Genomic DNA, 21,413 nt, shown 5'->3' with positions numbered 1-21,413 from the left:
TACTCACGTCCTCGCCCCTACCGGCCGCCGGAGCAGATACACGGCCGCGGTCGAGACCAGGACGGCCATGCACGCGATGAACACCAGCCCCGCACCCTCCAGGCCGATCGGACCCGTCAGTACTCCCACACCGATCACCGGCACCGAGATACCCGCGTACGCCACCACGAACAGCGTCGAGATCACTGACGCACGACGGTCCGGGGGAGACGCCCCGGCCACCGCTGACATCGCCCCACGGAATGCCAGCCCCTGCCCCACCCCGCCGACGAGCGCGCTCAGCACCACCAGCAACAGCAGGTCCCACCGCAGCGCGCCCGCGAGCAGTGCCAGCCCGGCGAAGAGCCCGGCACAGCCCAGCGGCAGCGATCGCTCCACCCCGACCCGGCCGACCGCCAGCTGCCCTGCGGTCGAGGCGAAGAAGGCAAGCGCGACGACCAGCCCACTCACGGCGTGGTTGTCCACGTCCAGGGACTGCGCGAGGAACGCCGGACTGACCGACGTGAACACCCCGAACAAGGCGAACCCCACGAACGAGGCGATCGCCGCAGGCCCGAACACCGCCCGCACCTGCGGGGGCAGGCCGGGCCGCCGCGGCCGTACAGTGCTCAGCGGCCGCCGCTCGCGTACGGTCTCCGGGAGCCACAGCAGGACGGCGGCCGAGCCTGCCACCAGCGCGAGGTGTACGGCGAACGGCAGGTACAGCGGCCAGGCGGCGTACTGGGCGAGCACTCCGGCGAGCACCGGACCGCAGCCCAGCCCGCCCATGTTGGCGGCGGTCGCCACGAACGTGGCCCAGGAGACGCCGCCGTGCGGTGCCAACTCCATCACGTACGCCGTGGCGGCCCCGGTGAACAGGCCGGCGGACAGCCCCGACAACAGCCGCCCCGCATACAGCCAGCCCAGCCCGGTGGCACACAGGAAGCAGACGGCGCTCGCCGCCGCGAATCCCAGGCCCGCCAGCAGCACAGGCCGCCTGCCCACGGCGTCCGAGGTGTTGCCCGCCAGCAGCAGCACACCGATGACCCCGAAGGCGTACACGGCGTACACGACGGTCACCGTCAGCTCGGAGAACCCGAACTTCTCCTGGTAGAGGCTGTAGAGCGGGGTCGGCAGCGTGGTGCCGGCCATGCACACGGCAAACACCGCCCCGCCGAGCGAACACTGGCGCCACCCTCGGCGATCACCGTCCATGCCGCCGACGGTAACCCCGCGAGGGCCCCGTACCGGCGCGGCGTGCCCGGCGAGCCGCCGGTAGCAAGTACCGCGCTCAGGATGTGCGCCCGAGTGCCGCCAATGACTCGGCCAGGTCGAAATCCATGAGCCATTCGGTCACGGTCCAGGCAGGATGCTCCTGTGAATCATGTCCTGTGCGGGCTCGCCGCCAATGCGGCCCTGCCGTCCGAGCTGGTCGACCGGCTGATCGCGGTCGCGGACGCCGACATTGCCGCGGATCTCGCTGATCGCGCGGACCTCAGTCATGCGCAGGCGGTCGCGCTGGTCTCACGCGTTGCGGAGAGCGCTGTGTGGCTTGCGTACGCGGGGCGGCTGACCGCCGCCGACGTCGATCCCGTGGCACAGCCGGAGGCCGCGCTCGCCCTGCTCGATGAGCGTGCCGGACGCCCGGAGTGGGCGCGCCTCTTCGCGGCGGATCCGGTTGTCGAGCGCCGGGAGAAGCTGGCCGCCTGCTCCTTTCTTCCGCCCGATGTGGTGGAGACGCTCGCCGCCGACTCGGACGTACGGGTCGTGGCAGAGCTCGCGTTGTGGACCACGCCGGACATGGCCGCCGGCCTTGCGGTCCATCCGCATGCCGAGGTCCGCCGCGCGGTGGCGGCCAACGAGGCGACACCCCCGGCCGTGCTGGCGGCGCTGCTCACCGGTGAGGGGCTGCCCCCGGCGCAGCGGTGCCTGGTCTGTGACCGCGAAGAGAGCCCGTTCGTGCACGATGCGCAGTGCTCGCGGCTCGACTGCGATCTGCTGCCAGGCGCCTCCTGCGGCGGCTCCCACGAGTCCACCGTGCACGACATGCGGCGGATGGCGCTGCACAACCCGGCCACCCCGACCGAAGCCGTTGTCGGTTTCGCAGACCATCCTTCGCTGTTGCTGCGTTGGGCGCTCGCCGCCCGCCCCGACCTGCCGTCGCAGGTGTGCCGACGGCTCGCCGTGGATCCCCACCCCGGGGTCCGAGCCGACCTTGCGGAGAATCCCACGATTGACGACACCCTGATCCGCGTACTGGCCACAGACGGTGGCCACGACGTGCGGCGCAGGCTCGCGCACAACCCGCATGTGCCGCTCGACGTGCTCACCCAATTGGCCGGGGCTGCCAAGATCGGCTCGGCCCTCCTGCCGCGGATCGCCGCCGCCTCTCCCCACGAGGTTGAGAAGCTGGCCACGTCGCGGTCGGCGGCTGTGCGGATGCTCCTGGCCGAACGACGCGACCTGCCGCCCGCGATACGCGACGCGCTGGCCGCCGACCCCGACGCGAAGGTGGTCAAGTCCATCGCGCCGCACCCGGGCCTCTCGGATGCCCAGTTGCGCACCATGGTCGACGCGCACGGGGTACAGGTCGTCGCCAAAGTGGCGGCCAACCCTGACGCGTCGCCGGAACTGCTGGAGGACCTGGCCCGCCACGCACCGCCGGTGCGCAAGGCGCTCCGCGAGGTCGCCCGGCACCGCAATGCGACGGCCCCGGCGCTGCTCGCCTGCCTGGCAGACAAGCGGGCGAGGCTCATAGCCGCCGGCCATCCGGCCCTCCCGCCGTCAGTCCTGGTCGAACTGCTCACCGACACCGACTGGCAGGTGGTGGAGGCGGCGGCCGCCAACCCGTCGCTGCCGCTTGCCGTGATGTCGGATCTGGTGGCCCAGCTGTCCTGGCCGCCGGCTGAAGCACACGCGAACCCGCGTCAGTTGATGAACATTAGTTCGCCTGAGGCGTGCAACCTTTTATGGGGTTGATCAGTCTTCTCAGCGACTACCGCTGTGGTCGCACCTACGAGGAGACAGTCATTTCCGCCATTCGCAAAACCCTGACCGCCACTGCCGTCGCCACTGTGGTCCTGGCCGGCTCCGCCGCCTGCGGCACCGTGGAGAACCTGTCCGCCGGGCAGAAGCTCGACCGGGCCTTCGAAAAGCTCGGCAAGGAGCACTCGCTTTCCTTCGAGCTGGACCTGGACGCCGACGCCAAGACGCTCAAGGCGCTGGATGCCGATGCGGAGCCCGGCGAGGAAATCCCGGACGAGATCGCCGAGTTGCTCAGTGGTGCTCGGATCTCCGTCTCCGTGCAGTCCAAGAAGCCGTTCAACGAGTCCGGCGACAAGGACTTCATCGGCATGGCCATGAAGTTCAGCGGCCCGGAAGGTGACCTGTTCGAGTACCGGCTCGTCGGCGACTACATGTACGTCCGCGCCGACGTGGACGGCTTCGCGAAGATGACGGGCAATCCCATGCCGCCCGCCGACGAACTGCCCGCGAGCGCTGGAGCCTTCAAGAAGCTGCTCGAGGGCAAGTGGGTCAAGTTCGCGACGAAGGACCTCGAGAAGACCCGCGACGCAATAAACGAGATGGAGGACCAGGAAGGGGGGAAGCCCTCGGCGGAACCCACGCTCGACGCCAAGACGCAGAAGAAGCTCATGAAGGCCCTCCGGGACGTTGTCGCCGGCAAGGTTGATTTCCAGACCGCCGACGGGAAGGACGGCACCGAGCACATCACCGCCACCGCCCCCTTCCGCACCCTGCTCACCGAGCTGATCGACGAGATCCGCCCGCTGGCGAAGGACCTGCCGATGGGTGCCGAGCTGCCGACGGCCAAGGACCTCAAGGACGTGCCGGACAAGAAGGTCGCGGCCCGCTTCACGCTCCGCAATGGTGCGCTGACCGAGGTGTCCGTGGATCTCGCCAAGCTGGCGGAAGACGCGAAGGTGAAGAAGCTCGGGCTGGTGCTGCGCGTGGGCAAGGGCGAAAAGGCCACGGCTCCGGTGGGAGCTACCGAGGTGGAGTTGGACAAGCTGATGGAGGGCTTCTTCGGGGGAGCCCCGGACGAGGCGTTCGGGGAAGAGGCATTCCCGGAGGACGCACAGGGCTGACACCCGGCGGGCGCACCGGCCGAACCGCGGTACGACCACGTTCCGCCCGGCTGGTGCGCCACGCCCCCGTCCGCCTCCCTGTGGCCGAGGGTTTTGGCTGGCGGATGATGATCTGAACCGTGGAGGTCAGGAGCGCCCCGAGGATCCTTGTTGGCGGATCATGACCATGGAGCTCACTGTGTGTGAGGGTGGCGGGCGGTCCCGAAGCCCCGATCGAACGTGGCCTTTCACTGAGTCTTCGCCATCTTCGAACATGCAGGTCGGAGGCTCTGGCGTGGCGCTCGCTCCGGATACTCATGCTGATCTCGGGCGGGGTCTCCGTTGTATGTAGTGTGCGGACATGACAAGAAGTGAGCGGCTCGCGGAGCAGTTGGACTGGTACTGGCACAAGAACCTGCGACCACGGCTGGAGGGTCTTAGAAGCTGTTGTTTTTCCGGACGTGATCGCCGCGTTTCCGCTGGTCGGGCATAGGGTCGGTGATTCGGTGGGAGTCGTGGCCTGTCGGGTCGTCGCTTGCCGGGAGGTCGCGGATGCCGTCGGTCGTTGGACTTCTGGAACAGCATGAGCTCGCCGCTCGCCGCTCGCCGTCGGGTCGACGGGCTGCGGGAGGAGGCCGACCGGATCCAGGCCGAGTTGGCCGTGGCCGAGCTGGATTGGCAGGAGTGGGCGATCGCCCGCAGGCGGGTCGATATGGTGCTGGCTCCGGACCGCGGCGACACCGCCGGGACGGAGGGCATCCCGGATCCGCGGGATGCGGATGCTCAGCCGACGCCCCGCGATGCGGCGAAGCCGAAGTCGCAGGTGCCCGTGTGGCGTGAGGGGCTGGCCTCGTCGGTGCTGTCGGCGGACTACCAGCGCATCCTGCAGGCGCTCGCGGACCGGTCCCGGCTCCGTCAAGGGCCGCTGACCTGCCAGGAGATGGCTGCGGTGTTCGGTATGGACGTGGTGCCAGCGCGTGTGGAGGCATTGCGGTCGAAGGCGAAACGCCTGGTGGCCCGCGGCTGGCTGGCCGAGCCCGCACCGGGCCGGTTCATGCTGGCTGCGGGCGTGTCCGGGCCAGGCGGCGGGTCATGAGCAGGGTCATCGACCAGTAGATCATTGCTTCGGCGCTGGTGGTGCGGCGTTCGAAGTCGCGTGCCAGGCGTCGGGTGCGCATCAGGTGGGCGAAGAACCGCTCGACGATCCACCGTTTGGGCAGCACCACGAAGCCGCGCATGTCGTCGCTGCGCTTGACGATCGCCAGGACCAGCGCGAACGCGGCCAGGCAGTGCTCGACGAGGCTGCCGGTGTAGCCGCCGTCGGCCCAGACGAGGGCGAGGCGGTGGTGGGCATCGCCTACCTGTTTCAGCAGCACGCGGGCGGCGGTGCGGTCGCCGGTGTCCGCGGCGGTGACCATCACCCCCAGCAGCAGACCGAGCGTGTCGACCACGACGTGCCGTTTGCGGCCGTTGACCAGCTTGCCGCCGTCGAAGCCCCGACTGTCCGCCCCGACCACCGCGTCCGCCTTGACCGACTGCGAATCGATCACGCCTGCGCTCGGCTCCGCTTCGCGGCCCACCATCAGGCGGGCCCTGGCGCGCAGCCGGTCGTGGAACTCCCTGACCAGACCGTGGTCGCGCCAGCGGCGGAAGAATGCGTACACCCGGTCCCACGGCGGGAAGTCAGCAGGCATCGCCCGCCACTTGATGCCGTTGTCCACCAGGTAGCGGATCGCATCAAGTACGGCCCGGTGGCAGTACGCCTCCGGCCGGCCGCCGCGACCGCGCAGCCAGCCCGGCACCGGCAGCAACGGCCGGACAGCCGTCCACTCCCGGTCCGTCATGTCCGTCGGATAACGCGGCTGCCGGGACCCGTTGTCGGCGGCGTTTCCGAACCGGTGAGCCAGACAGTCACACTCCCAGGTGACCGAGCTGGACCGCCCGGCCATCGGCACGGAAGACTGCTGCATCAGGGCCTCCTGCTGCTCGGTGATTCGATACCAACGAGTTGTTCAGGAGGCCCCACCCGTATGCGCCAAGCATCCCGCGACCACCCAATCGGGACTCCCGCCCGACGGGCTTCTCTCAAGATCGAAAAACAACAGCTACCAAGAGCCTCGGCCTCGGCGGCATCCATGCACCGCTTCGCCGCGTCCTGTCGGCCCGGGACATGTGAGCGTCAGACAGTCCCCTGGTGACGAGGGTCTTCAGTTACTGCGCCGCTCCTCCGAATAGAGGTTCTCTTCTCGGGGGTGGGAATCGCGACGGAAGCTGCGTGTTGTGTGGTGCGCCCGTGGGCGCGGATGATCTCGGCGTAGCGGTGGCCGCTGTCCTTGATGGTGCGTGTCTGGGTCTCGTAGTCGACGTGGACGATGCCGAACCGCTGGGAGTAGCCGTAGGCCCATTCGAAGTTGTCCAGCAGGGACCAGGCGAAGTAGCCGTCGAGCGGGACGCCGCGGCGGGCAGCCCGCGCGCAGGCTGCCAGGTGGGACTCCAGGAAGGCGATGCGCTCGACGTCGTGGACGCTGCCGTCGGGCGCTGCACGGTCGGGGTAGGCGGAGCCGTTCTCGGTGACGAAGATCGATCGCGGTGCGTAGTCCTCGCTGATCCGGACGAGCAGGTGTTCCAGCCGGTCCGGGTGGACCTCCCAGTCCATTCCGGTACGGGGTGTGCCCGGCGGTGTGACGGGACGGGCGAACGGTGCGGGCCCCTGCGGGTCGTCGACGGTGACTGACCGCTTGTAGTAGTTGACGCCGAGCCAGTCCAGCGGCGCGGCGATCGTCTCCAGGTCACCGGGTTTGGCGGGTGGTTCGGTCCCGTACACCTCGACCATGTCGGCCGGGTAACCGCGGCCGTGGATGGGATCGAGCCACCAGCGGTTGTTGTGCCCGTCGTCGCGGCGGGCGGCGGCGATGTCCTCGGGCCGGTCGCTCGCGGGCTCGGACTGCGTGAGGATGTTGACGATGCCGACCCGCGCTTGTGAGGCTGTGGACCGGAGGGCCTCGACGCCGAGCCCGTGGGCGAGCAGCAGGTGGTGTGAGGCGCGCACGGCGGCGGTCAGGTCGGTGCGGCCCGGCGCCATGACCCCCTGGAGGTGGCCGAGCCATGCGGAGCAGTACGGCTCGTTCAGCGTCGCCCAGTTGGTGACTCGGTCACCGAGCCTGTCGGCGACAACGGTGGCGTAGTCGGCGAATCGCAGGGCGGTGTCGCGGGCGGGCCAGCCGCCGCGGTCCTCGAGGGCCTGCGGCAGGTCCCAGTGGTAGAGGGTGGCATGAGGAGCAAGGCCCGCTTCCAGCAGTGCGTCGACCAGTTGGTCGTAGAAGGCCAGCCCTGCCGGGTTCACGCGGCTGTCCCCGTCCGGCATGACGCGGGGCCAGGCGATGGAGAATCGGTAGGCGTTGAGGCCGAGGGCCTTCATCAACGCCACGTCGTCGGGCCACCGGCGGTAGTGGTCGCAGGCGATGTCGCCGGTGTCCCCGCCGGCGATGGTGCCGGGCTGCTTGCAGAAGGTGTCCCAGATGGATGGTGCTCGGCCGTCCTCGGCGACCGCGCCTTCGATCTGGTAGGCGGAGGTGGCCGCTCCCCAGGCAAAGCCGGAGTGGAATGCGGTCAGGTCGTCAAGGGGCACAGCTTTCCTCGCTTGGTGGTGGGGAGACGTTCGGAGTGCCGATGGGACCGTGGATGGACCGGTCCGCTGCTCGGGCCCGGAGGGGAGCGCCCCGGGGATGAGGCCGGTCGCGGCTCTTGACGTCCGCGACCGGCCTGTGGGTGTGTCAGGCGGGGGGTGGCCTCTCAGCTGGTCTGCCACTTCTGGTTGTTGCTGCCCCAGCAGGACCAGAGCTGGACCTTGGAGGTGGCCCCGTCCCTGTCCAGGCAAATATTGGGCGCCTGTACTGTCCGGATCGTGCCGTCGGAGTAGAACATCCACTTCTGGTTGGCCCCGCCGTTGCAGTCATAGGTGCCGACCAAGGTGCCGTTCTTGATGCCTGCTCCGTAGGCGTCCAGGCACTTCTTGTTCGTACCGCTGTAGACGGTGATCTGCCCGGAGGGCGTCCGGGTCCACTGCTGGTTGTCGCCGCCCCAGCACTGGGCGTAGACCTGGACCTGGACGTTGTTTTGGCCGAGGGGGACGTCGAGGCAGCCGTTGCTGCCGACGTTGCGCAGGATGCTCGGGTTCGAGCCGGGGTCGCTGCCCCAGGCGTGCTTCAGGCGGTCGATGCCGCTGAAGTTGCGAACGCCCAGCACCAGGTTGGTGCCGCTGCCCTCGAGGTCGAACAGGGAGTACCAGTCGTAGGCGGGCCGGTCGATGTGCTTACCGCCGAGGGCCGGCCAGTAGACCGCGCCCATGCCGAGGGAACGGGCGGTGTCGGTGTCGGCACGCAGGTACCGCACGAAGTTGTTGATGCTCGTCGCGTCGTTGTAGTTGAGACCATCGTCCATCGGCGCGCCGAACTCGTCCAGGATGGTACGCGTGCCGCAGGTGCCGACCTTGCTCTTGAACTCGGTGACCCACCCGTCGTAGGTCTTCTCCTGCTTATTGAAGGCGTAGTGGTGGAGCGAGAGGTAGGTCCCGTCGAGGCGGCTGTCGGCGCACACGGTCGTGACGTCGTCGTTGTAGCCGTCTCCGCTCACGATGATCCGGTTCTTGGGGACCGATGGGCGGTCGGTGATCCAGGTGGCGGCGAGGTTCGCCCAGTCGGTGGCGCTGTAGCCGTGGGGCTCGTTCATCGGCTCGAAGTAGACCAGGCTGTTGGAGCCGTACTTACCGATGACCGAGTTCCACATCGAGTTGAAGGCGGCCATATTGGTGATCCTGCCGCCCTGGGCCGCCTCGTCCTCCCAGTAGGAGAGGATGACCTTGAAGCCCTTGGCGGTTGCGGCGTCGATGGCGCCGGTGTACTTGTCGCCCCACGTCGTGCCGGGGACGGAGTGGGTGTTGATCGGCAGCCGGACGGTGTTGGCGCCGAGCGTGCTCTGGAACCCGCTGAGGATGGCGTTGGCCTTGGCCTTGACGGTGTCGTAGCTGTCGGAGCTGTTCAGCCCCTCCGGGACGACGTCGCCGTGGACGAAGTTGTCCCTCGGCACGGCCCAGTTCACGCCCTTGAACTTGCTGGCGTCCGTCGGGTTGGTTTCCGCAGCCGCCGGCGACGCGGTGGACAGCATGGTGATCGGCGCGGCGATCAGTGCGGCCGCGAGGCAGGCCAGCGCGCGGCGGAGGAAGCGGGTACGGGCGGGAGGCAGTACGGCGGAGTGAGGATCTGGCCGGGTGCGTTGGGAGTTGGGCATGTCGTGTTCCTTTTCTGCGTGCGGCTCTGTGCAGGCGGTCGTTGCCGCCTTGGGCGCCACGAAGCGATCTGCCGCGGTGGGCGGTCGTGATGCGGTGGTGGCGCCTGGGTGTGTTCCGGAGAAGGCACGGCGCAAGGTGGTGATGGGCGCCGGGAAGCCGGGCACATGGGGTCGGCTGAGTTGACGTGCTCGCTGGGGGGCTGGCGGGCACGGCCTTTGTTGTGGAGAAGGAGCCACTGCGGGTGGGGCCCGCTACGGCGTTGTCACCGCCCGCTGAGTGTCCTTGCTCGGGGCGGCGGGCACGGGATGCTGTTGGCGGCTGCGCGGCCGACCGCGGTGATCGCGACCACCGGTGCCCGAATCCGCGCGGGCGGTGGCCTGGGCAGGATGCTGGGCGAGCGTCCGCGCATCCGGGTTGCTCCTTCGGGTACGGGCGGCTCAGGGCATGGGGGAGGGAGGCCGCGTGTGGCTCGGTGAGCCCGGGGTGGGACCCCGCCGGCCTGTCAGGTGGCCGGCGGGGCGATGGTGGGGGCGGGTCGCTGAGGTCGTCGTCAGCGGCGGCCGTTGGCGGCCGGTCGTGCGACCTCGTGCCCTCAGGGTGGAGGTGCGAAGAAGTGCCGTTGGACGGTCCTGCTGTCCCGCCAACAGGCGGGCGGGACACGGGCCGGGGGCGTGTTACTTGACGGTGAAGCCTTGTTCCTGGCCGTACTTGCGGGAGGCGTCCTGCCAGGCTTTGAGGCCGTCCTGCAGGGTGGTGTCGCTGACGTAGGCCTTGCCGACGTCGTCGTTGAAGATGCTGTTGGCGTAGACCTGGAAGGGCAGGTACGACCACCCGATGAGGACGTCGTTGGCCGACTCGGCGAGCACCTCGTTGATCTTCTGGCCGCCGAAGTACGGGTCCTTCTTATTGAGGAAGTTCGGGGACTTCAGCTGCTTGGTGGTGGAGGGGAACGTCCCGGCGTCGACGCGGGTCTGCGCGCCCTCGTCGACGGTGGCGTACTTGAGGAAGGCGTAGGCGAGCTTCTTCTTGGTGCTGGCCTGCATGACGGCCAGCGAGCTGCCGCCGTTCTCGGCGGTGGCCTCCTGCCCGCTCTTCCACTGCGGCATGGGCGCCACACGCCACTTGCCGGCGCCGGCCTTGACGCCCGATGCGAGGGGCGCGGGCATCCACGCGCCGGTGACGAGAGAGGCGATTGTGCCGTCGGCGAGGCCCTTGTACCAGGCGTCGCTCCAGGCGGGGACCGGGGCGAGCAGCTTGTCGCTGATGAGCTGCTGCCAGGCGGTGGTGAACTTCTTGGTGCCGGCGTCGTCGAAGTTCACGCCGACCTGGGTGCCGTTCACGGTGTACGGCCTTCCGCCGGCCTGCCAGATCATGCTGGTGGTGAAGCCGGCGTCGCCGGTGTCGGCGGTGAGGTACGCCTTGGGGTCCGCCTTGTGCAGCTTCTTGGCCGCGGCGATGTACTCCTCCCAGGTGGCCGGCACCTTGATCTTGTGCTTGTCGAAGACCTCCTTGTTGTAGAACAGGGCCATCGGGCCGGAGTCCATCGGCAGGGCGTAGATACCCTCGGTGCCGGCGTGGACGGCGCTCCACGGGCCAGGAGTGAAGGTGCCCTGGAGCTTGTCCGCACCCAGGGCGCTGAGGTCGGTGAGGGACTTGGCGAGCGAGAACTGCGACAGGGCGTAGTACTCGATCATGGCGACGTCGGGGACACCCGAAACGGCCTTGACCGCGTTCTGCAGCGCGGTGTACTGGTTGTTGTTGGTACCGGCGTTGACCAGGTTGACCTTGACCTTGGGGTACTTGGCCTCGAAGTCGCTGACGACCTTCTTCAGCGTCGGGTCCCAGGCCCAGACCGTGATCTCGCCGCCGGTGTTCAGGGCGGCCTGGATGTCGGCGTTGGACGCCGGCTTGGCGCTGCCCGAGTCCTCGGTGCCGGAGGAGCTGCAGGCGGTGGCGGTGAGTGCCACCGACAGGGCCGCGGCGCCCAGCAGCAGGGCGTGACGACGGGTTCTCGTCATGGGGTGTTTCCTTTCGTGCGGTGTACCTGGGAGGGGTGGCAGTCGGCGGGCGCAGATCAGCCCTTGACGCTTCCGGCGGACAGGCCGGACTGCCAGTACCGCTGGAGCAGCAGGAACGCCGCGATCAGCGGGACGATGGTGAGCAGTGATCCAGTGATCACGAGATTGAAGACCGCTTCGCCGCCCACGGTGGAAGCCTGGGCGTTCCAGCTGTTCAGGCCGAGGGTCAGCGGGTACCAGTCGGGATCCTTCAGCATGATCAGCGGCAGGAAGTAGTTGTTCCAGGTCGCGACCACGTTGAAGAGGAGAACGGTGACGATTCCCGGCGCCAGCATCGGCATGCTGATCCGGAAGAACGTGCGGAACTCGCCGGCGCCATCGACGCGCGCCGACTCCAGGATCTCTTTCGGGACGGCGTCGGTGGCGAAGGTCCACATCAGGTAGAGGCCGAACGGTGAGACCAGCGACGGGATGATGATCGCCCACGGGGTGTTGGTCAGCCCCATCTCGGAGAACATCAGGAAGGTGGGAACCGCCAGTGCGGTACCGGGCACCGCGACCGCTCCGATGACGGTCGCGAAGACGGCCTTCTTGCCGGGGAAGTCGAACTTGGCCAGCCCGTACCCGGCGAGCGTCGCGAGGAAGGTAGCGCCGCCCGCCCCGACCACCACATACAGCACGGTGTTGAGCAGCCAGCGGGTGAAGATCCCGTCGTTGTAGCTGAAGGTGTCGGCGATGTTGCCGAACAGGGCGAAGTCGCCATCCAGCCACAGGCCGAAGGAGTCGAACAGCCCCTTCTGCGTTTTGGTCGCGTTGATCGCCAGCCAGGCCAGCGGCAGCAGCGTGTACACCAGCATGACCACCGTCAGGGCGGTCAGCGTGGCGCTGCGCCGCTTCCGGCGGGAGGCGCGCCGGGCGGGGCGGACCACCAGCGGGCCCGAAGAGGCACCCGCGTGCCGTGCGGTGCGCGGCTTGTGCCCGACCCGGGGAGTCGTGGTCGCCATGATCAGGATTCCTTTCGCATGCCGCGCAGCTGGACGGCGTAGGCGATGATCATCGTGATCACGCCCATGACGATGGCGACCGTGGCCGAGTAGTTGAACTTCTGTCCGGCAAACGACAGCGAGTAGGCGTAGAGGTTCGGCGTGAAGTAGGACGTGATCGCATTCGGCGCCAGGCTCTTGAGGACGCTCGGCTCGTTGAACAGCTGGAAACTCCCGATGATCGAGAAGATCGTCGCGATCGACAGAGCCCCGCGCAGCGCCGGGAGCTTGATCGCCCGGATGATCCGCAGCTGCCCGGCCCCGTCCATCTCCGCGGCCTCGTACAGCGCCGGATCGACCACCTTCAGCGCCGAGTAGAGGATCAGCATGTTGTAGCCGACGAACTGCCAGGTCACGATGTTGCCGATCGACGCGAGGACCAGACCGGGCGACAGCGGGTCGGGAAGCGAGATCCCGAACGCCTCATTGATGTTGCCGACCAGGCCGAACCGGGTTCCGTACATGAAGCCCCACATCAGCGTCGCGACGACGGCCGGCACCGCGTAAGGCAGGAACACCGAGATCCGGAAGAAGCCCGCCCCGTACAGGCGGCCACTGTCGATCGCCAGGGCCAGCAGAAGCGCGAGGAACAACATGATCGGGACCTGCACGGCCAGGAAGACCGCCACCCGCCCGAAGGCCGACCAGAACTGCGCGTCCCCCAGCACCTCGGTGTAGTTGTCGGCACCGACGAAGGCCGTTCCGCCGATCAGCCGGGTACGGAACAGGCTCAGGTAGATCGAGTAGCCGATCGGTGCGAGGAAGACCAGCGCAAACACCGCCACGAACGGCCCGACGAACCGCCAGCCGACCCATGACCGCCGTCTCGAGGCCGATGGCCTCCTGGCACCTAGAACCCCTGCCTGTGGTGCTGCGACCACCGCTTCACTCCTTTCTGCGCGAACACTGACCACACTGCGTGGCCACTGAACATCGAGTCCGGCTCAGCGCACCGACCTGAACCTTGTTCACGTGACCATTCAGCCCGCAGACGGTTGGTCACGTGAACATGATGCGGTAGCGTGGCACCCGTCACAGTGGGAAGTCAAGGTTTCTCGCACGTTAAAACTTCCGCCCGAGCCTTCAGCGGACGGCGACGAGTGGACAGACAGGAGCGAAGGCTCGATGGACCTGAGTGAGCTGGGACAGCAGGATCCTGGTCCTGCGGTGGGCGCACAGCAAGTCGGCTCGGCCGTACCGGGCGGGCGCCACAGGCAGCACGTCACGAGGGCCGACGTCGCCGCGCTTGCCGGCGTTTCACGTCAGACCGTGTCCAGGGTGGCCAACGGCCATCCCAGCGTGATCGGTTCGACCCGGGAGCGGGTGCAGGCTGCGATGCGGGAACTGGGCTACCGGCCCAACAGTGCCGCGCGCGCCCTCAGGTACGGGCAGTTCAAGACCATCGGCGTGATCCTCCACAGCCTCTCCGCCACCGGCCACAGCGACACCGTGCAAGCGATCGCGGCCCATGCCGCGGCCGAGGGATACGCGATCACGGTGATCCCCGTCGATATTCCGACCCAGGACAGTGTGCTGGGCGCCTTCACCCGGATGGGCGAACTGGCCGTCGACGCAGTCATCGTCTTCATCGAGGTCCACCTGCTTGACGCGGGAACCGTGAAGCTGCCGCCCGGCGTGCGCGTGGTCGTCGTGGACTCCGACGCCGGAGACCGCTATCGCGTGGTCGATACCGACCAGGCCGGCGGCACCCGAGAGGCCATCAGCCACCTGCTGGAACTCGGACATGAGACCGTCTGGCACGTGACCGGTCCGGAGACGTCGTACGCAAGCCAGCGCCGAGCCCAGACATGGCAGACCGTGCTCGAGGAAGCCGGACGGCCTGTGCCACCGCCCCTGCACGGCGACTGGACCGCCGCATCGGGCTACGCGGCCGGCCTCGAACTCGCACAAGAGCCGGACTGCACCGCGGTGTTTGCCTCCAACGACCAGATGGCACTCGGTCTCCTGCACGCCTTCCAAGAACGAGGCAAGGCCGTCCCCGGCGACATCAGCGTGGTCGGCTTCGACGACCTCCCCGATGCCGCCCACTTCGCCCCGCCCCTGACCACCGTCCACCAGGACTTCGCCGAGGTGGGCCGGAAAAGTGCCCAGGAGGTCTTGCGGCAGATCCACGAACACGACGTCCCCCGATCCGGCACGGACATCGTTCCCACCCGCCTGGTGGTCAGAAGCAGCACGGCGCCGCCGCCCCTGAAGCGGTAAGGGTGGGTGGCTGTTGGCTTGCCGAACTTGAGGACGGCGTTTCAGCTGGTCAAGCTTAGGGTCGGTGATTCCGTGGGAGCTGTGGCCTGTCGTGTTGTCGCTCGCCGGGAGGCCTCGAATGCCGTCGGGGTCGGGCTACTGGAAACAGTACGAGTTCGCCGCTCGCCGTCGAGTCGACGGGCTGCGTGAGGAGGCTGCCGTATCCAGGCCGAGCTGGAATGGCAGGAGTGGGCGATCGCCCGCAGGCGGGTCAACACGGTGCTGGCTCCGGACGGCGGCAACACCGTCGGCACGGGGGTCACCCCGGATCCGCGGGATGCGAACGCGCCCCCAAGCACCCAGGACCACCTAATCGGGACTCCCGTTTGACGCGCATCTCTCAAGATCGGAAAGACAACAGCTACTTACCGACGAGGAGTACTTCTGGGAGCCGGTGCGCGGCTGCTGGAGCATCCGTCCACGTGGCACGTCGGCCGCACCGATGTCGGAAGGTTCGGGGGAATGGACGATGGACTCCGCGTCCCCTGACACGATGCCAGCGTCGGCGCCGGTGACCACGATTGCCTGGCGGCTGGAGCACATCATCGTCTCCTGCCTGGGCTATCGGGTCGGATGGTACTTCGGCGGCCAGGACGTCGACTCCGAGACATTCGCCCACGCAGGGACCGCTGACGAGGCGCTGAAACAGCTCGATGAGATGTATGGGAGATGGAACGCGGGCGTCCGCGGGCTCTCGGACGCCGACCTGGAGAATCCGCCCACGGTGGGTCCCGAGCGGTTTCCCATGGAGAACAGGGTCCTGCACGTAAACAGGGAGCTGATCCATCACGGCGCCGAGATTTCCCTGCTGCGCGACCTCTACCGCTGGCAGGACGGAGCCGTACCGCGCCGAATGGCCCGGATCAGGTCAAGGACGTCCTGGTCGTCGGCTCTGTGCATCCGCAGCCGGCTGATGTCGTCCAGAATCAGCGCTTTGACGCCATGGTCGTGGAGGGAGTCGGTGACCTGCCGTACCAGTTCCGGCAGTGTGGCCGCCTTGCGGATCGGGGCACGGAAGAAGCCCAGGATTGACGCGCAAAGGCTCTTCGGGGTCGCTGTCACTGGGGTCGAGACATAGACGACCGACGGTGGGAATCCCGAGTGCCCGGCAGAGCCCCAGGGTTGAGGCAGCTGTGCAGTTTCAGCCACTGGTCTTCGAAGACGGCCCCGGCGGTGCAGACGGACGCGGTCTTGCCGTAGTTGCCCCAACCGCTGACCATGACGCCGGCGCGCGTTGGGTCATCCTTCTTCCTTGTGTTGCCGCTCAACCGGCGCCGGATCAGTCTGCCGACCTTGTCGTGCATGGAGGTGTCCTGTAGCGGCAGATTCGCGTTCGTCAGCTCTCGGTAGAGGTCGTAGTCGTACTGGCGGCTCTCGGGGATCATCGACCACTGCTGCGGTGAGATCACCGGAGCGGGGACGAGCAGGCCGCAGTGGGTGCGATAGTGCTGCCAGCCGACGTAGGTGTCGCGGGGCGGGTGACTGCTCAGGATCAACTCGGCGATCCTGGCCCGTGAAGGCAGACCCTCCAGCAGATCATCGTGAGAGAGAGCTCGGGTCACGCGTCTTCCTCCCGGACAGTCGTATCGGCTTCCGATCCTTCAGGGGGCGGAAGCCGGAACATGGGCCGTCGGTTCAGCGCCTCGTGCAGCGTTGGCGGGGCGACGGGGCTGGTTCCGGCGAGTGCTTCTTCGCGTCGCCGACGGCGGTCGGCGTCGACCGCGCGGTCGACCGTGCGAGCGTGCTCGGCCCAGGCTGCGGGCATCTCAGTTGGAACCTGCTCGTCTGCCGGGACCGACGTGACAGGGACGGTCGGGCGGTCGGCCGCCGCGGCCTGTGCGCGGGTGATCTCGCGCGCCTGGGCGACCCGCTGTTTCTTCCCGGCCTTTTTCTTGGCCTGGCTGGGCCACTGGTCGACGGGGGTGACTGAGCCGAGGATCCCCAGCAGGTGTTCCAGGAGCTCGTTCTCGGAGTGGATCCTGATGTTGTTCGCCTTCACGTGTGTCAGGAGGGCGTCGGCGGTCCTGTCCGAGAAGGCGGGGATCTCGCCTTCGGGCGGCAGTCCTCGCCAGCGCAGGATGTGCCAGGTTTCGTGGTCGTCCGGGTCCTGGAAGAACACCTGCCGACGGTCCCTTCGGTCACTGCGGACCACCCACTTGCCCGCGTGCTTGCCGCCTCGGGCGGAGGGCTGCAGGAAGCGCGGCTCGTCCAGGACGGGGAGGTGATACCAAAGCCCGAGGATCTTCACTCCGCGTCGCGGATGGATCTTCACGTGGTGTTTGCGCAGGACCTTGTAGTAGAAGCTCGGTTCGGGGAAGTCGAGGTCGAAGCCGCCCTGTTCCATCGCCGCGGCGAACAGGGTGTTGGGGCTGTGGTCCTCACCTGGCGCCCAGCTCGGGGCGTATTCGCCTAGTTTGCGGTTCTGCCAGATCTGGACGATCCAGGTCGCGATGATGTGCTCGGCCTGCGCGAGCGTGAGGCTCGCGTCGCGTTCCGGGTCGGCCCCGCGGTCCGCGACGTCACCGCCGGTGAAGCCCAGCAGGTTTTCGAAGAGCATGGTCTGGACGGTGAGAAATTGGCGCTCGACCGCGTACTTGTCGGTCTGCCGGAGGACGCGGGCAGGCAGGATCCGGCAGCCGATCTCCCGCTCGGCCTCCACCAGGTCGTGGTTCTTGTAGGGGCCGCCGTGGTCGGTGGTGACCGTCTCCGGGGCGAAGAACGGCAGGGCGGCGACCCTGTACCCGGTGAATTCGGCGATCACGTCGGCCGGGACTCCGGCGTAGGGCCATTCCATGTCTTCGCCCCAGCCGTCCCGCATCGGAAGCGGCAGCATCACGTCCCGCAGCAGCATCGCGATGTCGACCGAGGTGTCGGACTGCAGCGTGAGCCGGAAGGCCGGCAGCCCGTGCGTGTAAAGATCGAGCGCCAGGGTCAGGGTCGCGGTGACCGCGTCGCCGAACACGGTCTCACGCAGCTTCACCGGCATCGGCGTCGAGTCCAGCACCAGAACCTGGCCCGGCCGGTGCACCACCACCCGGCCGGACACGCCGGCCTCCGCGGCGGCCTGGGCTGTGCGCCGTCCGACCCGAACCACTCCTTCCAGACGGCCGCGAGCGTCCAGCGCGAAGGGATCTTCTCGGTCGGAAACGTCGGGAACCGCTCACGCATGTACTGGTGCATCAACCGGTGCTTGGCGGCCAGGCTCAGGCGGGCGCGCTGGCCGCACTCGGCCTTGACCGCGAATATCGCCTCACGGACCTCCTCGGTGACGCTGCGATGCCCACTGCGTCGCCGTGTCCAACGCCCGTCCGCGCAGGCCAGCAGGAGACTTTCGCCCGAGAGTCCCGACAGACCTTCCAGGGTCCGGTAGCCGAGCTGCTGCAGACCGAGCCGGACCGCCTCCGGACGGGGCATTGCCTTCATCTCCGCCACCTTCGCGTGGCGGCGCTGGGTCAGCGTCGTGCGGTCCGGGTCGTAGGCAGGCCGGGGCTCACCAGGCAGGGCCCGAGCCGGGTGGCCCTCCCGGAAACCCGTCTCGGCTTCCAATACATGTGCAGCCCTCAGCCGGGCCCGCTCCCGCTGGTCCTCGGTCAGATCAGCTAGTGTCCTCGGCTGCAGGGAGACCGCCGAAGGCCGCCCCGATGCTTCACTCCTCGGCAAGAGCCGCAGGTCGGCATGGTTGATGAGCCAGCGGAACGAGCGGGTCTCCGCGCGGCCGTCGCCATCCACGAGGACGAGCCGGCCGAGCTGGCCGTGGACATCCTTGATCGTCCACTCGACGCCGTTAAGCGAGACCTGCCTGCCCGGCGCGATCTGCAAGACCCCCTCACCGCCACTACGCCCCCAGATCAGCGAGTTGTGGCGCAGGGGACTGCCCAGATCAACACCGAGCTCGCGGTGCCAGAGCAGCCGAACGATGTTCGCCCGGCCAACGGAAGGCACGCTGGTCGCGTCCGCCAGCTCGGAGAACGTCATCACCCGCCCCTCCCGGCCGCCGATCGCGGTGAGCAACTGATCCCGCATGCCCAACAGATCCCTCGACGGCCGTCGGCGCGAGGACAAGTGGTCAAGGACGCTCCAGACGTGCAGGCCCCAGCCTGCGACCACCGAGTACCGCCAGCCGCATGCCGCCGCCACCTCCCTGGCCGCCGCGAACTTCAGCGCGTCGTCGTCTTTGACCAGTTCCATCGGGCGTACGTCCAGCAGCCACATGCTGCCGCCGAACACGGCCAGGTAGTCCGGGATGTGCCAGGACTGCCCGCCCATGTGCTCAAAGTCCAGCCGGAAAGGCTGCGACAGCACCTCCGAGGCTCCCAGGAAGTCCAGCGCGACCAGCAGCCGTACCTCCTCCAACGACTCGAAACCGTGCTGCCTGTACGTCGACGCCATCCCCTCGAGCCCGGGGCGATGCCCCTGCTTTGCCCGCCACGTGAACCCCCGCATCGGCCGGGACGACAGCACCGGCACGTGAGCCATATCCCGGATCGGCCAGCAGACCTCGCCAACACCCACCCGCCACGTCGAACTCCACCGACGCGGCCAGCCGGCCCCGAGCCGCAGCCGATCCCGCAGCTCGGCGTCCCCCTTGTACTCCGCGATCAGCTGGTCCAGGTGACTTGAATCCGACGGGATCTTCGCCCTCGCTACCTCGCCCACTCACCAACCACAGCACCCGCCGCCCGGCTACGGGGTCATACTTCGGAACTGATCGCAACGCAGCGTTATGGGACCAAGATCCGCAAGTTAACTATCTCGTCCGCAAACTAAAATCCTCGGTCACACCTGGTGTGACTGAGCGGCCGAGTTGGCCCTTTAGCAGTTGAGTTGGCCCCACTGAGCGTTGGTGTTGGCCCACTGCGACTTTTTGAGATGTGTGCCACTTGATCGCGATGGATGACATTGGCGTCGATCGCGATCGTCGGCGGCTCTGACTGGGCCGGAGCCTCCTGGCATGATCTTCAACCATGGACGACTGGTGTAAGCAAGCAGGCCATGGGGTGCGTTTCGAGTGGGGTCCGATCGGCGCGGACCGCCTTGCGGCGGACGTCGCCTGTCTGGTGATCGTCGATGTGCTCTCGTTCACCACATCAGTGACGGTCGCGGTGGAGGCAGGGACCCGGGTCTATCCCTATCGGTGGCGGGATGAGAGTGCCTCGGTGTTCGCCGACCAAGTGAACGCCGAGTTGGCTGTAGGGCGCCGCGCAGCTACGAGTACGTCTCCTTGGACACTCTCTCCGGCCGCTTTGCGACGCGCTCCGTTCACACCTCGATTGGTGCTTCCGTCACCCAACGGGTCAGCCATGCACGCTGGGGATGTCCGTGCTCGCCGAGCAGCTCAAATTCACGCGCAGTCGCCTTACGCACGCGGTGATCCGCCTGGAGCACGCCGGCTACGTACGGCGCCGGGACGACCCGGCCGAACGGCGCGGTCAGCTGGTCGAACTCACCGAGGAAGGCATGGCGTTGCTGACCGGCGCGGCCCCGGGCCATGTCGCCGCCGTCCGCCGCGCTCAGCCCCGAACAGGTTGAGCAGTTGGCGGCCATCACTGCCACCGTCATCGGTTCTCTCGAGCAGGCCGACGAGGAGGACGCCTACCCGGCGGCTCTGCCCTGGCACCGCCGCTGACGCCCTCCGTTGCCGGCCAGCCGCCGGAGCCACCTCGCTAGACGGCGGCTCCGGCGGCCCGCCTGCGCCCGAAGTAGGTGGACAGGCCCACGGCCAGCAGGAGCGCGGCGCCGTTGAAGACCGGGTCGACCCAGTCGCTGGCACCGGCCAGCGTGAGGCCACTGACGGTCTCGGAGACGAACACCACGCCGATCATCGTGCCGAGCACGTTGAACCGGCCCGGCTCGATCGCGGTCGCACCCAGGAACACCGCGGCCAAAGCGGGGAAGAGCAGGCTGGTGCCGCTGTCCGCGGTGGCTCCGCCGACACGGGCGGTTTGCACGACGCCGGCCATCCCCGCGAGCGCTCCGGCGATGACAAAGGTCAGCAGCAGGTTGCGCCGGACGCGGATGCCGACCAGGTGCGCCGCCCTGGGGTTGGATCCCATCGCGTACAGGGCCCGCCCGTATGGAGTGTGGCCCAGCAGATACCACATCAGGGCACCGAGAACGACGACGACGGACACCACGCGGGGTAGACCCAGCCACTGCTCGGAGCCGAAGTCGAGCAGGGCGGGCGAGACGCCCGCGCTGATGGTCTGGCCGCCCGAATACCACTGGATGACTCCGCCGAGGAGAGTGGCGCTGCCCAGGGTGGTGATGAACGAGCTCATCTGGAACCGGGCCACCATGACGCCGTTGACCAGTCCGATGAGCACGCCCGTTGCCACCGCGGCGAGTATCGCGGGCACGACACCCACGCCGTGGCGGGCCATGAGCGCCGCGCACACCAGGGAACTGGTCGCGGCGTTCGCCCCGAGGGAGAAGTCGAAGTAGCCGGCGGCCAGCGGCGCGAGGGCGGCCAGTGCCAGCAGGGCGATGACCGACTGGTTGCCGGTCACCACGCTGAGGTTGGCGGAGGTCGGGAAGACCGCGGCACTCGGCGGGTAGAGGCTGAAGAACACCGCCACGGCGATGGCCAGGGCGGGAAGGGTGTACCGCTCGGCGAGCCGCCCCGGCGACAGCGCGGACCGCCGGGTGCGCCGGGTGGGTTCCGTCTCCTCGGACGTCTCGGATTTCGGTGGGGACGGGGGCGGCGGGGGCGAGGGTGCGGAAGAAGTGACACCGCTCATGG

General features: G+C 68.2%; 17 protein-coding genes and 2 pseudogenes. 7 read left to right on the top strand and 12 right to left on the bottom strand.

The annotated features are described in order from the left end of the window. Window positions 1–3: 3 nt before the first annotated feature. Window positions 4–1,194: an MFS transporter gene (locus ACIHCQ_RS07765; protein WP_399658877.1), complete on the bottom strand. Its 1,191-nt coding sequence runs from the start codon at window positions 1,192–1,194 to the stop codon at window positions 4–6. Window positions 1,195–1,356: 162 nt separating this feature from the next. Here ACIHCQ_RS07765 and ACIHCQ_RS07760 point away from each other — a divergent pair, with 162 nt between their 5' ends. The 4 genes and pseudogenes from ACIHCQ_RS07760 to ACIHCQ_RS07745 all read left to right on the top strand — a co-directional run bounded on the left by ACIHCQ_RS07760 (window position 1,357) and on the right by ACIHCQ_RS07745 (window position 5,160). After that, window positions 1,357–2,958: a hypothetical protein gene (locus ACIHCQ_RS07760; protein ID WP_399658876.1), complete on the top strand. Its 1,602-nt coding sequence runs from the start codon at window positions 1,357–1,359 to the stop codon at window positions 2,956–2,958. Then, window positions 2,949–4,085, top strand: coding sequence for a hypothetical protein (locus ACIHCQ_RS07755; protein ID WP_399658875.1), 1,137 nt, complete (start codon window positions 2,949–2,951; stop codon window positions 4,083–4,085). Before ACIHCQ_RS07760 ends, ACIHCQ_RS07755 begins: the two co-directional genes overlap by 10 nt. Before the next feature lie 340 nt (window positions 4,086–4,425). After that, window positions 4,426–4,503 (top strand): annotated as a pseudogene (locus ACIHCQ_RS07750) (DinB family protein); the annotation flags it as partial. 144 nt (window positions 4,504–4,647) lie between these two features. After that, window positions 4,648–5,160: a hypothetical protein gene (locus tag ACIHCQ_RS07745; RefSeq protein ID WP_399659168.1), complete on the top strand. Its 513-nt coding sequence runs from the start codon at window positions 4,648–4,650 to the stop codon at window positions 5,158–5,160. On the opposite strand, the gene ACIHCQ_RS07740 is transcribed toward ACIHCQ_RS07745, so the two are convergent. The 6 genes from ACIHCQ_RS07740 to ACIHCQ_RS07715 all read right to left on the bottom strand — a co-directional run bounded on the left by ACIHCQ_RS07740 (window position 5,117) and on the right by ACIHCQ_RS07715 (window position 13,293). Beyond that, window positions 5,117–5,908: an IS5 family transposase gene (locus ACIHCQ_RS07740; RefSeq protein ID WP_399659167.1), complete on the bottom strand. Its 792-nt coding sequence runs from the start codon at window positions 5,906–5,908 to the stop codon at window positions 5,117–5,119. The genes ACIHCQ_RS07745 and ACIHCQ_RS07740 overlap by 44 nt on opposite strands. 335 nt (window positions 5,909–6,243) lie before the next feature. Then, on the bottom strand, window positions 6,244–7,692 hold the full coding sequence (locus tag ACIHCQ_RS07735; RefSeq protein ID WP_399658874.1) for a GH1 family beta-glucosidase: 1,449 nt from the start codon (window positions 7,690–7,692) through the stop codon (window positions 6,244–6,246). Between the two features lie 164 nt (window positions 7,693–7,856). Then, window positions 7,857–9,350 carry a ricin-type beta-trefoil lectin domain protein gene (locus ACIHCQ_RS07730; protein ID WP_399658873.1) on the bottom strand — a complete coding sequence of 498 codons (1,494 nt, stop codon included), beginning with the start codon at window positions 9,348–9,350 and terminating at the stop codon, window positions 7,857–7,859. A 675-nt stretch (window positions 9,351–10,025) separates the two neighbouring features. After that, window positions 10,026–11,369, bottom strand: a complete 1,344-nt coding sequence (locus tag ACIHCQ_RS07725; protein WP_399658872.1) for an ABC transporter substrate-binding protein — start codon at window positions 11,367–11,369, stop codon at window positions 10,026–10,028. 56 nt (window positions 11,370–11,425) lie between these two features. Beyond that, on the bottom strand, window positions 11,426–12,373 hold the full coding sequence (locus ACIHCQ_RS07720) for a carbohydrate ABC transporter permease (protein ID WP_399658870.1): 948 nt from the start codon (window positions 12,371–12,373) through the stop codon (window positions 11,426–11,428). A gap of 2 nt (window positions 12,374–12,375) precedes the next feature. After that, window positions 12,376–13,293 carry a carbohydrate ABC transporter permease gene (locus ACIHCQ_RS07715; protein ID WP_399658868.1) on the bottom strand — a complete coding sequence of 306 codons (918 nt, stop codon included), beginning with the start codon at window positions 13,291–13,293 and terminating at the stop codon, window positions 12,376–12,378. Window positions 13,294–13,537: 244 nt separating this feature from the next. Here ACIHCQ_RS07715 and ACIHCQ_RS07710 point away from each other — a divergent pair, with 244 nt between their 5' ends. Both ACIHCQ_RS07710 and ACIHCQ_RS07705 read left to right on the top strand, forming a co-directional pair. Beyond that, window positions 13,538–14,635: a LacI family DNA-binding transcriptional regulator gene (locus ACIHCQ_RS07710; RefSeq protein WP_399659166.1), complete on the top strand. Its 1,098-nt coding sequence runs from the start codon at window positions 13,538–13,540 to the stop codon at window positions 14,633–14,635. Window positions 14,636–15,035: 400 nt separating this feature from the next. Next, window positions 15,036–15,530 (top strand): annotated as a pseudogene (locus ACIHCQ_RS07705) (DinB family protein); the annotation flags it as partial. On the opposite strand, the gene ACIHCQ_RS07700 reads toward ACIHCQ_RS07705, so the two are convergent. The 4 genes from ACIHCQ_RS07700 to ACIHCQ_RS07685 are packed head-to-tail and all read right to left on the bottom strand — an operon-like array spanning window position 15,494 to window position 19,063. Next, the gene (locus ACIHCQ_RS07700; protein WP_399658867.1) at window positions 15,494–15,736 is read right to left on the bottom strand and encodes a TniB family NTP-binding protein; all 243 of its coding nucleotides are present in this window, start codon (window positions 15,734–15,736) and stop codon (window positions 15,494–15,496) included. The pseudogene ACIHCQ_RS07705 and the gene ACIHCQ_RS07700 sit on opposite strands and share 37 nt — an antisense overlap. Beyond that, complete coding sequence (locus tag ACIHCQ_RS07695) at window positions 15,733–16,236, bottom strand: hypothetical protein (protein WP_399658866.1); 504 nt, start codon at window positions 16,234–16,236, stop codon at window positions 15,733–15,735. The genes ACIHCQ_RS07700 and ACIHCQ_RS07695 overlap by 4 nt, the downstream gene beginning before the upstream one ends. Beyond that, window positions 16,233–17,720: a hypothetical protein gene (locus ACIHCQ_RS07690; protein ID WP_399658865.1), complete on the bottom strand. Its 1,488-nt coding sequence runs from the start codon at window positions 17,718–17,720 to the stop codon at window positions 16,233–16,235. The genes ACIHCQ_RS07695 and ACIHCQ_RS07690 overlap by 4 nt, the downstream gene beginning before the upstream one ends. After that, on the bottom strand, window positions 17,651–19,063 hold the full coding sequence (locus ACIHCQ_RS07685; protein WP_399658864.1) for a hypothetical protein: 1,413 nt from the start codon (window positions 19,061–19,063) through the stop codon (window positions 17,651–17,653). Before ACIHCQ_RS07685 ends, ACIHCQ_RS07690 begins: the two co-directional genes overlap by 70 nt. Before the next feature lie 924 nt (window positions 19,064–19,987). Between ACIHCQ_RS07685 and ACIHCQ_RS07680 the strand changes: the two genes are divergently transcribed. Beyond that, the gene (locus ACIHCQ_RS07680) at window positions 19,988–20,203 is read left to right on the top strand and encodes a MarR family winged helix-turn-helix transcriptional regulator (protein ID WP_399658863.1); all 216 of its coding nucleotides are present in this window, start codon (window positions 19,988–19,990) and stop codon (window positions 20,201–20,203) included. Window positions 20,204–20,337: 134 nt separating this feature from the next. Here the strand turns inward: ACIHCQ_RS07680 and ACIHCQ_RS07675 are convergent, their stop codons facing one another. Beyond that, a complete protein-coding gene (locus ACIHCQ_RS07675) occupies window positions 20,338–21,411 on the bottom strand; it encodes an ABC transporter permease (RefSeq protein ID WP_399658862.1) in 1,074 nt (357 codons plus the stop codon). Window positions 21,412–21,413 lie beyond the last annotated feature (2 nt).

Source organism: Streptomyces sp. NPDC052236 (genome assembly GCF_044548015.1).
GTDB lineage: Bacteria > Actinomycetota > Actinomycetes > Streptomycetales > Streptomycetaceae > Streptomyces.
The sequence above is the reverse complement of the archived record's forward strand: the minus strand, read 5'-3'. Positions and strand labels throughout refer to the sequence as shown.